Origin of the sequence: Streptomyces sp. NPDC012466, assembly GCF_042955215.1 — a bacterium.
Taxonomy (GTDB): Bacteria; Actinomycetota; Actinomycetes; order Streptomycetales; family Streptomycetaceae; genus Streptomyces.
This window is the reverse complement of sequence record NZ_JBIBEQ010000008.1, coordinates 1-13,688: the sequence shown is the minus strand read 5'-3', so window position 1 is coordinate 13,688 and position 13,688 is coordinate 1. Positions and strand designations below refer to the sequence as shown.

The following is a 13,688-nucleotide window of genomic DNA, read 5'->3' as shown; positions in this document are numbered from 1 at the left end:
ATTACCAGTCGGTAGACAGGTCAGTTCACCGGGTCCCGGGAGTGCCGGTGGTGGCTGCCCGGCGTGTAGCCGAAGGAGCGCCGGAAGACGTCGATGAAGGCGCTGGCGGAGGACCAGCCGCAGCGGTGGGCGACGGTCGTGACGGGCAGGCCGTCGGCCAGCATCCGCAGGGCGTGGTAGAGCCGCGACTGGGTGCGCCACTGCGGGAACGTCATTCCGAACTCGCCGCGGAAGAGCCGGCTGAGGGTCCGCTCCCCCACCCCGGTCGCGGCGCCGAGCTCGGCGAGGGTGCGCGCGTCGGCCGGGGCGGCGTGCACGAGCGCGCAGACGGCGGCCAGGCGCGGGTCGGCGGGGGTGGGCAGGCGCAGGGGCTGCTGGGGCGAGGCCCGGAGCTGGTCGCGCAGGACGGCACGCAGCCGGCAGCGCTCGGGGCTGTCGTCGGCGGGGTCGCGGGTGTAGGCGAGGATCAGTTCGCGCAGCAGCGGGCTGACGGCGAGGACGGCCGGGTGGTCCAGGCCGAGGGGGTTTTCGTCGGCGGGCAGGCCGACCAGGTGCAGATCGAGCCGGCCGTGGGCGCGGTGGGCGTGCACGGTGCCGGCCGGGACCCAGATGGCGCGGGTGCCGGGCGCGAACCAGGTGCCGGCGCCGGTGGTGACGGCGACGACACCGGTGCCCGCGTAGACGATCTGGTGGTCGTCGTGCCGGTGCGCTTCGATGCGGTCGCCGGCGGTCAGCCGCTGGGCTCGGGTGGGGGCCGTGGGGGTGTGGCGGATGTTCGGCACAGTCCGGCAGATTATCGGAAGCGTGCCAGGCGCCCCGCGGACGACGATCGCCGGGTGACCGCTTCGAGACACGACCGACCTGTCGCCCTGATGTCCCTGGGACACGCCTGCGTGGATGTCTACCAGGGGGCCGTGGCCGCTCTGGTTCCGTACTTCGTCGCCGAGCGTGCCTACTCCTATGCCGCCGCATCGGGTGTCGTCCTGGCGGCGTCGCTGCTGTCGTCGCTGGTGCAGCCGCTGTTCGGGGTGCTCACGGACCGGTGGGCGATGCCGTGGCTGCTGCCGCTGAGCGCGCTGACGTCCGGTGCGGGCGTCGCCCTGAGCGGGGTGACCGGCTCCTATGCGCTGACCCTGGCAGTGGTGGCCGTGTCGGGGGTGGGCGTGGCCGCCTACCATCCGGAGGCGGCCCGGGTGGCGCGGGCCGTCGCGCAGGGCCGGCACACGGGGATGGGCTGGTTCTCCTTCGGCGGCAACGCCGGCTTCGCCCTGGCGCCCCTGCTGGTGTCCGCCGTGGTCGCCACGGGCGGGCTGCGTGCCTCTCCCCTGCTGGCCGTACCGGCCCTGGCGGGGGCGGCGCTGTGTGCGGCGGCCGTGCGCTCGGCGGGGCCCGGCGCCGGGAGCGCTGGCCCGTCCGCCGCCGTCGGCGAGGACGACTGGGGCACCTTCCTGCGGCTGTCGGGGGCGGTGGTCTGCCGCTCCGTGGTCTTCGTCGGCCTGAGCACGTTCGTCTCCCTCTACGTGCGGGAGCGCACCGGTGGCGGCGAGGCGGCCGGTACGGCGGCCCTGTTCGTGCTCTACGCCGGAGGCGCGGTCGGGACGCTGGCCGGGGGCCGGCTGGCCGAGCGGTACGGGCGGATGACGGTGGTGCGCCGGTCGTACGCCCTGACGGTCCTGGCCGTGGCCGGTCTGGTCCTGGTGCCCGGTCCGCCGGTGTACGTGTTCGTGGCGCTGACGTCGGCGGGCCTGTACGTGCCGTTCTCGCTGCACATCACGCTGGGCCAGGACGCCCTGCCCCGCCGCCCGGGCACCGCCGGCGGGGTCACGCTGGGTCTCACCGTGAGCGTCGGTGGTCTGGCGGCACCCGCCCTCGGGGCCCTGGCCGACGCGTCGACCCTCCGCTCGGCCCTGCTCCCTCTCCTCGTGCTTCCCGCGCTGGGCCGCCTCCTGCTGTGCGGGCTGCGCGAGCCCGCGCCACCGGGAACGGCGGCCGGCCGACGGGCGGACCCGCAGAACCCGGTCGCGCGGTGACGTTTCAGGCCTGGCCGGCCGGAGCCGACCGGGTTCCGCCCTCCTCGTCGAGGGCGTGGGCGAGGAAGTCGTCGACCATGCGGTGGAAGAGCGTCGCGAGGTGCCGCAGGTCCCCGGGGGACCAGTCCGAGAGGGCCGCCCGCATGGCGCGGATCCCGGCGTCGCGGATCTTGGCGATGGCCTCGCCGCCCGCGTCGGTGAGCTGGATGCGCTGGGCGCGACGGTCGTCCGGGTCGGGGACGCGCGTGACGTATCCGGACGTCTGCAACTGCCGCACCGTGCGCGTGACGTGCGACGCCTCCACGCCCAGCCGGGCGGCGAGCTCCCCCGGCCGCAGCGGCTCGGAGTCGGCGACCTGCCGCAGCAGCGCAACGGCGGCGCGGTCGAGCGGCACGCCCGCCAGGGCCATCAGCCGGTCGTGCCGGCGGGCCCGTGTGCTCAGGTAGGTGATGCGGGTGAGCGCGCGCTCGATCTCGATCACTTCCGCGGAGGAAGCATCGGGGAGCGGTGGTGTGGACATGGGCGCACGCTACCATCTAGTTGCGTAACTCAAGTAAATCGACCGGAGAACCAGCCGTTCAGGGGAACCAGGCCCGAATCGCGCGTGAGGGCCCGCCGGTTCGTCGACACCTCACCCGTGGACCTGCCGCTGATCCCGCCGATGCTCGCCACGTCCGGCCCCCTGCCGCCCGCCGCGCAGGACACGCGCTGGGCCTACGAGACCAAGCAGGACGGCCAGCGCGTGGTGGCCTATCTGCCCGGGGACGGCAGCGTGCTGCTGCGCGCCCGCTCCGGGGACGACATCACGGCCGCCTACCCCGAACTGCGGCCGCTGGGCACCGCCCTCGGCGCCACACCCGCCGTACTGGACGGTGAGATCATGGCCCTGGACGAACAGGGCCGCGCCAGCTTCCAGTTGCTGCAGTCCCGCATGGGCCTGGCCCACGCTCCCGCCAGGGCCGCGCGACGGGCAGCGGAGGTCCCGGTCCATCTCGTGCTGTTCGACCTGATGCACCTGGAGGGCCGCTCCCTCCTGCGGCTCCCCTACACGCGCCGCCGCGCGGCGCTGGAGGACCTCGGTCTCGCCGGAGCCTCCTGGTCGACGCCGCGCGCACTCGTGGGCCACGGCGCCGAGGCCCTGCGCGCCACCCAGGAGCACGGCCTGGAGGGACTGGTCTGCAAGCGGCTGGACTCGCTGTACGAACCGGGGGTGCGCTCGCGGGCCTGGATCAAGATCCGCAACATGCGCACCGAGGACGTCCTGGTCGGCGGCTGGCAGCCCGGCAGGGGACGGCTCACCGGCCTGCCCGGCGCGGTGCTGGTCGGGCAGCGTGCCGCGGGGCGGCTGCGCTACGTCGGAAGCGTGGGCACCGGCTGGAGCGAGGCCGAACGCACGGAACTCGCCGGGCTGTTGCGGGCCGCCGCGACCGATGTCTGCCCCTTCGACCCCGCCCCGCGCGCTCCGGGCGCGCACTGGGTCGTGCCCCGCCTGGTCGGCGAGGTGCGCTACAGCACCCGCACCCGGGAGGGGATGCTGCGCCAGCCGTCCTGGCTGCGGCTGCGGCCCGATCTCGCGCCCGAGGAGGCGGCGGCCGACATCCCGGACGACCTGGTCTGAAAACGGCGTCCGCCCCCGGCTGTTGGGCTGTGATTCACCCCTGGGATCCTCCGCCCCTCTTGGCATGGACGCGTTCAACCTGGAAGCTGAACCTCCCTTTCCCCCACAGCCGTTGGGCTGCGCCCGGACCAAGGAGGACGCAGTGTCGTCACGCCCGTTCGCCCACCGCAGGAGATGGCTCACCGGAGCGGCCGGTGCCGCCGCTCTCGTCCTGGCGTTCCCCGCCACGGCCTTCGCGGCACCGCCGTCGGCGCTGCCCGCCCACGCGGACGCACTGGAGCAGACGTACCAGCCCGCCTACGACTACGACACCGACGGGTGCTACTCCACACCCGCGATCGGCCCCGACGGCACCGTGAACGGCGGGCTGAACCCGACCGGCGCACTGAACGGCAACTGCCGGGACGCCTCGGACCTCGACAACACCAACGGCTACGCGCGCTCCAAGTGCAACAACGGCTGGTGCGCGATCCTCTACGCCCTCTACTTCGAGAAGGACCAGGCCGTGGCCGGCAGCAGCATCGGCGGCCACCGGCACGACTTCGAGCACGTCGCGGTGTTCGTGCAGGACAACCAGGTCAAGTACGTCTCGACGTCCAACCACGGCTCGTTCACCGTGCACGCGGCGTCCGCCATCCGCTTCGACGGCACCCACGCGAAGATCGTCTACCACAAGGACGGCATCAGCACGCACTGCTTCCGCGCCGCGAACGCGAACGACGAGCCGCCGGAGAACCACGAGCACACCTGGCAGTACCCGGCGCTGGTCGGCTGGAACGGCTACCCGGCCGGGGTGCGCGACAAGCTCACGTCCTACAACTTCGGCAGCGCCAACTTCGGCCTGAAGGACGCCAACTTCGCCAACCACCTGGCATCGGCCAAGCCCTCCGGCATCGCCTTCGACCCGTACGCCTGACGGCACCGGCCCCCGACCCGGCCCGGACCGCCGCGTCACCGAACCGGTCCGGGCCGTACCGGGGAGCTCGTCCCGAACTGACGCCCGAAGCAGGGCCGTCGGTGGAGGTACGGCACGAACGCTCCCTCGGGAGGGTCTATCGTGTCCGCATGTCCGTCCCCGAACTGATCCGCATCGTCTCCCGCGATTCCCCCATGGCCCTGGCCCAGGTGGAGCGCGTCCGGGCCGAGTTGGCCGCCGCCCACCCCGGAGTGCGCACCGAGGTCGTGCCGGTGAAGACCACCGGCGACAAGTGGATGGGCGATCTGTCCAAGGTCGAGGGCAAGGGCGCGTTCACCAAGGAGGTCGACGCGGCGCTGCTGGCCGGCGAGGCCGACCTCGCCGTGCACTGTGTGAAGGACGTGCCCGCCGACCGGCCGCTCCCCGCGGGCACGGTGTTCGCCGCGTTCCTCAAGCGGGACGACATCCGCGACGCCCTGATCCACCCGGGCGGACTCACCCTGGACGAGCTGCCGGCCGGCACGCGGATCGGCACCTCCTCGGTGCGCCGCGTCGCCCAACTGGCCGCCACGCACCCCCACCTGGAGTGCGTGCCGTTCCGCGGCAACGCCAACCGGCGTCTGGCGAAGCTGGCCGCCGGGGAGGCGGACGCCCTGCTGCTCGCGGTCTCCGGCCTGGAGCGCATCGGCCGCGAGGACGTGATCAGCGAGATCCTCTCGACCGAGACGATGATGCCGCCCATCGGCGCGGGCGTGCTGGCCCTCCAGTGCCGCGAGGACGACGCCGCGCTGATCGACGCGGTGAGCGGTCTCGGCGACCCGGACACCCACCGGGAGACCACCGCCGAGCGCATGTTCCTGCACGTGCTGCAGGGGCACTGCAACAGCCCCATCGCCGGATTCGCGCGGGTGGACCGCAGTGGCGAACTGTCCCTGCGGGCCTGTGTGTTCACCCCGGACGGCAAGACCCGGCTCAACGCCCACGAGTGGGCGGGCAGGCTCGACCCGGCGACGCTCGGCACCTCGGTCGCCGTGGCCCTGCTCCGTCAGGGCGCCCGCGAGATCATCGACGGCATCCCGCACTGACCTCCGCGACGCCCTGACACGGGATCAGGCGGTGCCTTCCTCCGCCTGGTCCCGCAGGAAGACGCTCACCTGGTGCGCCAGACTGTCCCGCACCGCGCCCTGCGGAGCCCCGGCAGGGCCCTCGTGCGCCCCGATGCCGCCCGCCCAGAGCCGGCGGTCGGTCCACTCCTCCTCGACGCGCAACTGCACCTGGACGTCCACGAGACCCAGGGACGCCTCGGCCCCGGCCGCGTACAGCACGGCGGTGGCCCGGCGCAGCGGGTAGACGTCGAAGCCCTCGATGAACTGCGAGTTGCGCCAGTCGATGAAGGCGCTCTCCCCGTCCGGGCCGAGCCGGACGTCGATCTGGCCGTCCTCGAGGTGGACGCCGAGATGGCGGCTGCCGCGGTTCTCGACCGTCACGCGGAGGCAGAAGTAGGTCAGCCCCTCGGCGGCGTCGTCCCGGCCGCGGGGCGGCTCGGCCAGTTCCAGACGGTGGACGCGGACACGCAGACCGGCATGCTCGTCGTACTCCTGCCAGTCCCCGACCACGTTCGGCTCGTACACGCTGCACCTCTCGACCTCTGGAAGCTGCTTCCTATCTGTGCTCTGAGCGCACTGTCAAATGAGCAGAATGCGCCGTGGCCAGGCAGTTCATCCGTTTTGATCGGTGATCAAGCCGTGCCCAGCGGTTATCCGGAAACAGGTGGAGAAAGCGCTTGCCCGAGCGTGCCGCACATCACTTCCAGGAGTGAAGATCATCGGGCCAGCCGGCCCAGCAGGGCCGAGGCCGCGGTGATGCCGAGCGCGGCGGCCAGGAACAGCACCGCGAAGTCGGACGCCAGATGGTGGGGGGTGCCGAGGAGGAGGCCGCGCAGGGCGTCGACCTCGTAGCTGAGCGGGTTGGCCGTGCTGACGGCCTGGAGCCAGTGCGGCATCACGGACACCGGGTAGAGGGCGTTGGAGCCGAAGAACAACGGCATGGTGATCGCCTGCCCGATGCCCATGAGGCGGTCGCGGCTGAGGACGATGCCGGCGATGGTCATCGACAGGCAGGAGAAGAAGGCCGAACCGAGGACGACGATCGCGGCGACGGTGGTCTTGCCGGCGCCGTTGGGGCCGAGCAGCCCGAAGACCTCACCCTGCCGGACGGTGAGATCGAGTCCGTCCACGGCAGGGTGGTCGCCGAAGGCGTAGGTGAGCCCGGTGCAGGCGACGGCGTCGGCCCCGGGTGGGGCGCTCTCGTCGGCCCGGGGCGGGGCGGTGTCCGGGGTCATGACTCCTCGGCCGCGTCGGAGATGCCGATGCCGGGCCGCGCCACCACCAGACGCAGCAGTTCCACCTCGGCGCCGCGCAGCCGCGGGTCGGGCATCTGCCGCCGCAGGCGCCGCCGGATCAGCCGCTGGACGCCGACGAGCGCGTCGGCCAGCTCTCGGGGAAGGTCTCCGGCTCCATTCGGGCGAGATTAGCTCTGTAGCAGAGGCAATCGGCCCAAGGCGTGGTCAAGAGAGGTCAAGAGACGCACCGGGAAGGACGAGCGGGACTGGGGGAGCCCGAGGCCCCCGATTGCCGTATTGTCTTAATTGTTTCGCTATGCCCCTGCCCGGGAATGGGCAGGGAAGTGCTTCGGACAGGAGGCACGCGCGTGGGAGCCGCAGGCTGGGCCCCAGTGCTCTCCTGAGGCCCGAGTCGGCACTCCCACGGTGTCTGTCCATTCAGCACCTGCTCAGGGAGGTGCGCACCATGCGTATCGCCGGAAGCACCCGAACGCACCCCCACGACGACGCCCCCGACACCGCCGAGGCGTTCGCGCGTCTCGTGCGGCTGCCCGAGGGGCCCGAGCGCAAGGCCCTGCGGGACGAACTGGTCGAGGCCTGGCTCCCCATGGCGGAGCGGATCGCCGTCCGCTTCCGGGGCCGTGGCGAGGCCCTGGAGGACCTGTACCAGGTGGCGGCTCTCGGCCTCGTGAAGGCCGTGGACCACTACGATCCCGCCCGCGGCAACGCCTTCGAGGCGTACGCGGTGCCGACGGTCACCGGTGAGATCAAGCGGCACTTCCGTGACCACATGTGGACCCTGCACGTGCCCCGCCGGGTACAGGACCTGCGCAACCGCGTGCGGCACGCCGCCAAGGAGCTGTCGCAGACCACCCCGGGCCGCTCCCCCACGGTCGCCGAGATCGCGGAGTACGCCCAGCTCACCGAGGGTGAGGTCCGCACCGGCATGGAGGCCCTGGAGTGCTTCTCCGCCCTCTCGCTGGAGGCGGAGATGCCCGGGACCGACGGCTACGCCCTCGGGGACGCGATAGGCGGGCCCGACCCGGCCTTCGACATCGTCGTCAACCGCGTGGCCGTCAGGCCCTGTCTGGAGGCGCTGCCGGAGCGCGAGCGGATCATTCTCTACCTGCGGTTCTTCAAGGGCATGACCCAGAGCCGCATCGCGGAGCAGCTCGGCATCTCCCAGATGCACGTCTCCCGGTTGCTCAGCAGCTGCTTCGCCCATCTGCGTGAGGAGCTGCTGACCGAGACCCCGTGAAACGGGGGCCACTCCGTGCCGCCGGGGGTCACGCCTCCGGCGGCGAGCCGGGGATCTGCGTCGGTCCGGCGCGGTCGAGGGCGTCCTCCAGGGCGGCCCGGATCTCCTCGGGCATCACGCCCGTGCGCCCCCAGACGAGGATCAGTTCCGCGACGTTGCGCAGCTTGATGTTGGTGTGCTGGGAGACCTCCTTCAGCACGGCCCACCCCTGGTCGGGGGAGATCCGGCCGAGCACGACGACCATCCCGATCGCCTGGTCCACGACAGCGTGGGAGACGACCGCCTCCTTCAGCTGCTGGACCTCTTCCTGCAACGCGAAGATCCGATCCGAGCCCCCGTCCGTGGGCATGGTCACCTCCGGGTCCGGTGCGCCGCTGCCCCCGAGGTCCTCTCGGGTGCTTGAGTACCTTGACGCAGTGTCCGACCCATCCATCGTCGTCACTCGGACCGCCCGGTGCCACCGGGGCGGACCAGGCCGGATGCCGTTTCGGTGCCACCGCCGGGGTACTCGGCAGGCGCCCACACCGGTTCCGGTTGGACACTGGTGTCAATCCTCCGGTGGCTGCCAGGCCGACGAGATCAGGACGCGACTGCCATGAACCACAACACGCCCACCCCCTCCGGCACGAAGGACGTCGTCTCATCACACTCCGTGTTCGGTGCTCCCTGCTGGGTGAGCCTGACGAGCCGGGACGTCAAGGCGACCGAGGAGTTCTACGGTGCCGTGCTGGGCTGGCAGTGGCGGCCGGCCAAGCTCGGCGACCGGTTCCGGATCGCGCTGGTGGACGGCTCGCCCGTGGCGGGGATCGCGGGGGTGGCGACCATGTGGCAGATGGCCGTGGCGTGGACTCCGTACTTCGCGGTGCGCAGCGCGGACGACGCGGTGGCGCGGGTGCAGGAACGTATGGGCACCGTCGCCGTCGGGCCGATCTCACTGCCCCCGGGGCGGGCGGCGCTGCTGGCCGACCGGGACGGAGCGACCTTCGGCATCTGGGAGGGCGACCTCTTCACCGACTGGGAGACCTGGCGCAACGCACAGCCGGCCTTCATCACGCTCCACACCCGTGACGCCTTCGACGCGGCGATCTTCTACGGCGAGGTCCTCGACTGGGCGTCCCGGCACCCGGGCTGCTGCGAGGTCCACTACGAGGGCGGCGAGGTCGTGCTGCGCAGCCGCGGGGACGTGGTGGCCCGCATCGAGTCGGGCGCCCTGGAGGCGGCCCCCGACCCCGCGATCCGGCCGCACTGGCAGATCCACTTCTCCGTCGACGACGTCGAGGCCTGCGCCCGGGCGGCCGAACTGCACGGCGGCAGCGTCCTGTCCAAGGGCGGCGACGAGGCGGTGCTGCGGGACCACGACGGCGCGCAGTTCACGGTGACCGCGCGCCGCGACCGCTGACCCGGCTCACTCCTTCTCGCGCGACGCCCGGGACGGCCTGGACAGCAGGACCAGGCTGCGGGCCCCGACGGTGAGACGTGTCCCCGCCTTGTGCTCCGACTCGTCGGGCGTGCCCTCCGGGTCGGCCGTGTCGATGAGGGCCGTCCACCGGTCGCCGTAGGAGGCGTTCGGGAGGCGGAAGTCGACCGGCTCCCAGTGGCTGTTGAACAGCACCAGGAAGGAGTCGTCGACCACCGGACGGCCGCGCGGGTCGGGTTCGGCGATGGCGTCGCCGTTGAGGAAGACACCGACCGAGTGCGCGTCGCCGCGCTGCCAGTCGTCGTCGGTCATCTCGCGGGTGTCCGGCGCCAGCCACACCAGGTCGGGCAGCGGCTGGTCCGCCCGGGTCAGGGTCTCGCCGCGGAAGAAGCGGCGCCGCCGCAGCACGGGGTGTCCCGTGCGCAGCCCGATGAGGTACCGGGTGAACTCCAGCAGGTCACGCTGCTCCTCGGTGAGCCGCCAGTCGATCCAGGAGACCGCGTTGTCCTGGCAGTAGGCGTTGTTGTTGCCGCCCTGGGTGCGTCCGAGCTCGTCGCCGTGGGAGAGCATCGGGATGCCCTGGGACAGCAGCAGCGTGGCGAGGAAGTTGCGCTGCTGACGCGTGCGCAGCTCCAGCACGGAGGCGTCGCGGGTCGGCCCCTCGACGCCGCAGTTCCAGGACCGGTTGGTGCTCTCGCCGTCCTGGTTGTCCTCGCCGTTGTCCTCGTTGTGCTTGTCGTTGTACGAGACGAGGTCGCGCAGGGTGAAGCCGTCGTGCGCGGTGACGAAGTTGACGCTGGCGCGCGGGCGGCGCCTGCTGTGCTGGTACAGGTCGGAGGAGCCCGTGAGCCGGGAGGCGAACTCGCCGAGCGTGTGGTCCTCACCGCGCCAGAAGTCCCGCACCGCGTCGCGGTACATGCCGTTCCACTCCGACCACAGGGGCGGGAAGTTGCCCACCTGGTAGCCGCCCTCGCCGACGTCCCACGGCTCGGCGATCAGCTTGACGCGGCTGATCACCGGGTCCTGCTGGATGAGGTCGAAGAACGCCGACAGCCGGTCCACCTCGTGGAACTGCCGGGCGAGCGTCGCCGCGAGGTCGAAGCGGAAGCCGTCGACGTGCATCTCGGTGACCCAGTACCGCAGCGAGTCCATGATCAGCTGGAGTACGTAGGGGTGCCGCATCAGCAGGCTGTTGCCGGTGCCGGTGGTGTCGTAGTAGTGCTCCCAGTCGCCGTCGACCAGGCGGTAGTACGAGGAGTTGTCGATCCCGCGGAAGGACAGGGTGGGGCCCCTCTCGTTGCCCTCGGCGGTGTGGTTGTAGACCACGTCGAGGATCACTTCGAGCCCGGCCGCGTGCAGGGTCTTCACCATCTGCTTGAACTCGGCGACCTGCCCCCCGCGCGAGCCGTGGGCGGCGTAACCGTTGTGGGGCGCGAAGAAGCCGATGGTGTTGTAGCCCCAGTAGTTGGCCAGGCCGCGGTCGTGCAGCACCCCGTCGTGGACGAACTGGTGGACGGGCATCAGCTCGACGGCCGTGACGCCCAGGGAGGTCAGGTGCTCGACGACCGCGGGGTGGGCCAGCCCGGCGTAGGTGCCCCTGAGTTCCTCGGGCACCTCGGGATGGGTGCGGGTCATGCCCTTGACGTGCGCCTCGTAGATCACCGTGTCGGCGTAGGGCCGGCCGGGCCGGGCGTCGTCGCCCCAGTCGAAGGCCGGGTCGGTCACCACGCCGAGCATGGTGTGCCCGGCGCTGTCGGCCGGGTCGGGGCCCTCCGGGTTGCGCTCGTAGAGCGAGGGGTGGTTGTCGATCTGCCCGTCCACCGCGCGGGCGTACGGGTCGAGCAGCAGTTTCGCCGGGTTGCAGCGGTGGCCGGCGGCGGGGGCCCACGGCCCGTGCACCCGGTAGCCGTAGCGCTGGCCGGGGCCGACACCGGGCACGTAGCCGTGCCACACGAAGCCGTCGACCTCGTTCAGCGGCACCCGGGTGTGCGTGCCGTCGTCGTCGACGAGGACCAGCTCGACGCGTTCGGCGACCTCGCTGAAGAGCGCGAAGTTGGTGCCCTCACCGTCGTAGTCCGCCCCCAGGGGGTAGGGGCGCCCGCCCCAGGCGGACGCCCCTTTCCGTGGCTGCCGGCGGGTCACCGGGCCTCCTCCAGGAGGTCGCCCGGGGTGCTGGCCGGTCCGGCCAGCTGCGCGACCCGCTCCTCGCGGGGGACATCGAGGCCCTCGCTCTCCCGCGGGGCGGGAGCGGTCGGCACCAGCGGGACGCGTTCCCCGGCGCGGGCGCGCTGCGAGAACCAGATGACCTTGCTGCCGGTCTCGGTGGCGCAGCAGCCCCAGCCGTCGCTCATCGCGGCGAGGTGCTCGAGGCAGCCTCGCAGTTCCTGGTCCGGGCGCAGGGCGCGGTCGTTGTCCCCGATGGCGGTGATCAGGTGCTGCCCGTTCCACCACATCTCGATCGACGTGTTCTTGTCCGTGGCGTGTTCGTCGATGGCCTTGAGCAGCATCTCGGCACCGCCGCAGACGGGCTGGACCAGGTTGTCCAGGTCCCAGAACTTCAGGTGAGCGGCCAGAATACGGCTGACCTGTCCCACCCGTTCCGGGCTGACTTCCACGTCGAGGTGGTAGTAGCAGGGCACTGCGGTCTTCATCGGTCGGCTCCTCACCGCGAAGCTCAGCTCCTTCTCGCTCCCGCGGTCCTGCGGGACGAGCCCCGAACACGGAACGTGAGCGCCTATCGCTTCTGAGTCACCCTCAGCCTGAGGGTGCTAGCCCGTTCGTGCAACACGAGCGCACGCCTGAGGCGGTAGTGGGCACAAGTGAGCGGGCCGGGATGACCTGGACGGCCCAAGTGAGCCGCCACTGGTTGAAGATCCAACAAGACGCTGTGTCGTCACACGTGCACCATGTGTGAAGAACTCGATCGCCGTTACGGGTCCGTGTCGCTGTGCGCACGGCCGCCGTCCGACCGTCGGGAGACCGTGTCCCTCGAGCCCCGAAAGGTGATCGGTGCCATGCTGCTACCCGCCAAAGCCGAAGTCGCCCGGCAGTTGCGGCGTTACCGGGCCTGGGAACGCGTGATGCTCGCGGCACCGAACGACCGCACGGTGCGGACCACGTTCGAGGACTCCGGCTACACGCTCTGCGTGCTGATGGGCAAGCGCTGCGCGCGGGAAGCGGCGGACGCGGCCGAGCGGTACCTGCGCACGAACCAGGTCGCCTACCTGGAGGAACAGCAGATCACGTGCCTGCAGGAGCAGCACGTCACCTGTGTGCAGGAACCGAACGAACGGCCCCGTCCGGCCACGGCGGTCAGACGAAGGACACCGGCGGCGGAGCGGAGATCCCCGGCCGCCGAGCGGAGATCCACGGCGGGAAGGTAGCTGCCTTCCCGCACATCTGTCCCCTGAACCGGGCCCGGCGGCCCGGCTTTCGAGCACGGTGGAGGTGAGGACCATGAGTAGGACCCGGGCCATCGGCCGCATCCCGGTACGGGACGTCCGCCCGGCCGTGGAGAACGGCAACCGGCCGGCGAAGGCGGTCGTGGGTGAGACGTTCGAGGTCACCGCCACCGTGTTCCGGGAGGGGCACGACGCGGTGGCCGCCAATGTCGTCCTGAAGGACCCCGAGGGCCGCCCCGGCCCGTGGACGCCGATGCGTGAGCTCGCCCCCGGCAGCGACCGCTGGGGCGCCGAGGTCACCGCGAACGCCGTCGGCCGCTGGTCGTACCGGGTGGAGGCCTGGAGCGATCCGGTGGCCACCTGGCGCCACGCGGCGGGCATAAAGATCCCGGCGGGCATCGACCCGGGCCTGGTCCTGGAAGAGGGCGCGGAGCTCCACGAGCGGGCGGCGGCCGGCGTACCGAAGGAAGCCGGCCGCACCGTGCTGCTCGCCGCGGCGAAGACGCTGCGCGACGACGCGCTGCCCACGGCGGCCCGCTTCGCGGCGGCGCTGACGCCGGAGGTGGACGCGGTCCTGGCCCGGCATCCGCTGCGGGACCTGGTCAGCACGTCCGAGCCGTTGCCGCTGCTGGTGGAGCGGGAGCGGGCGCTGTACGGCTCGTGGTACGAGTTCTTCCCGCGCTCGGAGGGCACGCGCGAGCAGCCGC

15 protein-coding genes and 1 pseudogene are annotated in these 13,688 nt (G+C 72.0%); 8 read left to right on the top strand and 8 right to left on the bottom strand.

Features of this window, described 5'->3' with window-relative positions; all coding sequences use genetic code 11:
- Positions 1-20: 20 nt before the first annotated feature.
- The gene (locus tag ACFY9E_RS27550; protein WP_390988426.1) at positions 21-782 is read right to left on the bottom strand and encodes a helix-turn-helix domain-containing protein; all 762 of its coding nucleotides are present in this window, start codon (positions 780-782) and stop codon (positions 21-23) included.
- Positions 783-872: 90 nt separating this feature from the next.
- On the opposite strand from ACFY9E_RS27550, the gene ACFY9E_RS27545 reads away from it, so the two are divergent.
- Positions 873-2,030 carry an MFS transporter gene (locus ACFY9E_RS27545; protein WP_390989154.1) on the top strand — a complete coding sequence of 386 codons (1,158 nt, stop codon included), beginning with the start codon at positions 873-875 and terminating at the stop codon, positions 2,028-2,030.
- 4 nt (positions 2,031-2,034) lie between these two features.
- On the opposite strand, the gene ACFY9E_RS27540 is transcribed toward ACFY9E_RS27545, so the two are convergent.
- The gene (locus ACFY9E_RS27540; RefSeq protein ID WP_390988424.1) at positions 2,035-2,550 is read right to left on the bottom strand and encodes a MarR family transcriptional regulator; all 516 of its coding nucleotides are present in this window, start codon (positions 2,548-2,550) and stop codon (positions 2,035-2,037) included.
- 117 nt (positions 2,551-2,667) lie between these two features.
- Between ACFY9E_RS27540 and ligD the strand changes: the two genes are divergently transcribed.
- From ligD to hemC, 3 genes are all read left to right on the top strand, one after another.
- The gene (gene ligD / locus ACFY9E_RS27535) at positions 2,668-3,648 is read left to right on the top strand and encodes a non-homologous end-joining DNA ligase (protein ID WP_390989152.1); all 981 of its coding nucleotides are present in this window, start codon (positions 2,668-2,670) and stop codon (positions 3,646-3,648) included.
- Between the two features lie 142 nt (positions 3,649-3,790).
- Positions 3,791-4,564 (top strand): NPP1 family protein, encoded by a 774-nt coding sequence (locus tag ACFY9E_RS27530; RefSeq protein WP_390988423.1) that lies wholly within the window; start codon positions 3,791-3,793, stop codon positions 4,562-4,564.
- Between the two features lie 149 nt (positions 4,565-4,713).
- Positions 4,714-5,649, top strand: coding sequence for a hydroxymethylbilane synthase (gene hemC, locus ACFY9E_RS27525; protein ID WP_283973820.1), 936 nt, complete (start codon positions 4,714-4,716; stop codon positions 5,647-5,649).
- 24 nt (positions 5,650-5,673) lie between these two features.
- Here hemC and ACFY9E_RS27520 read toward each other — a convergent pair whose 3' ends face one another.
- The 3 genes and pseudogenes from ACFY9E_RS27520 to ACFY9E_RS27510 all read right to left on the bottom strand — a co-directional run.
- Positions 5,674-6,195, bottom strand: a complete 522-nt coding sequence (locus ACFY9E_RS27520; RefSeq protein WP_283973821.1) for a hypothetical protein — start codon at positions 6,193-6,195, stop codon at positions 5,674-5,676.
- 191 nt (positions 6,196-6,386) lie between these two features.
- Complete coding sequence (locus tag ACFY9E_RS27515; protein ID WP_390988421.1) at positions 6,387-6,905, bottom strand: ABC transporter permease; 519 nt, start codon at positions 6,903-6,905, stop codon at positions 6,387-6,389.
- A 2-nt stretch (positions 6,906-6,907) separates the two neighbouring features.
- Positions 6,908-7,083: pseudogene (locus ACFY9E_RS27510) on the bottom strand (MarR family transcriptional regulator); the annotation flags it as partial.
- Positions 7,084-7,371: 288 nt separating this feature from the next.
- On the opposite strand from ACFY9E_RS27510, the gene ACFY9E_RS27505 reads away from it, so the two are divergent.
- Entirely contained in the window at positions 7,372-8,163 is a 792-nt protein-coding gene (locus ACFY9E_RS27505) for a SigB/SigF/SigG family RNA polymerase sigma factor (protein WP_390988420.1), read from the top strand.
- A gap of 28 nt (positions 8,164-8,191) precedes the next feature.
- Here the strand turns inward: ACFY9E_RS27505 and ACFY9E_RS27500 are convergent, their stop codons facing one another.
- Positions 8,192-8,512, bottom strand: coding sequence for an ANTAR domain-containing protein (locus tag ACFY9E_RS27500; RefSeq protein ID WP_390988418.1), 321 nt, complete (start codon positions 8,510-8,512; stop codon positions 8,192-8,194).
- 246 nt (positions 8,513-8,758) lie between these two features.
- Here ACFY9E_RS27500 and ACFY9E_RS27495 point away from each other — a divergent pair, with 246 nt between their 5' ends.
- Positions 8,759-9,562, top strand: a complete 804-nt coding sequence (locus tag ACFY9E_RS27495) for a VOC family protein (RefSeq protein WP_390988416.1) — start codon at positions 8,759-8,761, stop codon at positions 9,560-9,562.
- 6 nt (positions 9,563-9,568) lie between these two features.
- Here ACFY9E_RS27495 and glgX read toward each other — a convergent pair whose 3' ends face one another.
- Positions 9,569-11,722 carry a glycogen debranching protein GlgX gene (gene glgX, locus ACFY9E_RS27490; RefSeq protein ID WP_390988414.1) on the bottom strand — a complete coding sequence of 718 codons (2,154 nt, stop codon included), beginning with the start codon at positions 11,720-11,722 and terminating at the stop codon, positions 9,569-9,571.
- Complete coding sequence (locus ACFY9E_RS27485; RefSeq protein WP_390988413.1) at positions 11,719-12,231, bottom strand: pep a2; 513 nt, start codon at positions 12,229-12,231, stop codon at positions 11,719-11,721. Before ACFY9E_RS27485 ends, glgX begins: the two co-directional genes overlap by 4 nt.
- A 363-nt stretch (positions 12,232-12,594) precedes the next feature.
- Between ACFY9E_RS27485 and ACFY9E_RS27480 the strand changes: the two genes are divergently transcribed.
- Positions 12,595-12,963, top strand: coding sequence for a DUF5133 domain-containing protein (locus tag ACFY9E_RS27480; RefSeq protein WP_390988412.1), 369 nt, complete (start codon positions 12,595-12,597; stop codon positions 12,961-12,963).
- Positions 12,964-13,036: 73 nt separating this feature from the next.
- A partial coding sequence (locus ACFY9E_RS27475; protein WP_390988410.1) for a maltotransferase domain-containing protein occupies positions 13,037-13,688 on the top strand: 652 nt, incomplete at its 3' end.

Coding starts and splice junctions, on each gene's coding strand:
- ACFY9E_RS27545 (WP_390989154.1), top strand. CDS start 873: ATGTCCCTGGGACACGCCTGCGTGGATGTCTACCAGGGGGCCGTGGCC.
- ACFY9E_RS27540 (WP_390988424.1), bottom strand. CDS start 2,550: ATGTCCACACCACCGCTCCCCGATGCTTCCTCCGCGGAAGTGATCGAG.
- hemC (WP_283973820.1), top strand. CDS start 4,714: ATGTCCGTCCCCGAACTGATCCGCATCGTCTCCCGCGATTCCCCCATG.
- ACFY9E_RS27515 (WP_390988421.1), bottom strand. CDS start 6,905: ATGACCCCGGACACCGCCCCGCCCCGGGCCGACGAGAGCGCCCCACCC.
- ACFY9E_RS27505 (WP_390988420.1), top strand. CDS start 7,372: ATGCGTATCGCCGGAAGCACCCGAACGCACCCCCACGACGACGCCCCC.
- ACFY9E_RS27500 (WP_390988418.1), bottom strand. CDS start 8,512: ATGCCCACGGACGGGGGCTCGGATCGGATCTTCGCGTTGCAGGAAGAG.
- ACFY9E_RS27495 (WP_390988416.1), top strand. CDS start 8,759: ATGAACCACAACACGCCCACCCCCTCCGGCACGAAGGACGTCGTCTCA.
- ACFY9E_RS27485 (WP_390988413.1), bottom strand. CDS start 12,231: ATGAAGACCGCAGTGCCCTGCTACTACCACCTCGACGTGGAAGTCAGC.
- ACFY9E_RS27480 (WP_390988412.1), top strand. CDS start 12,595: ATGCTGCTACCCGCCAAAGCCGAAGTCGCCCGGCAGTTGCGGCGTTAC.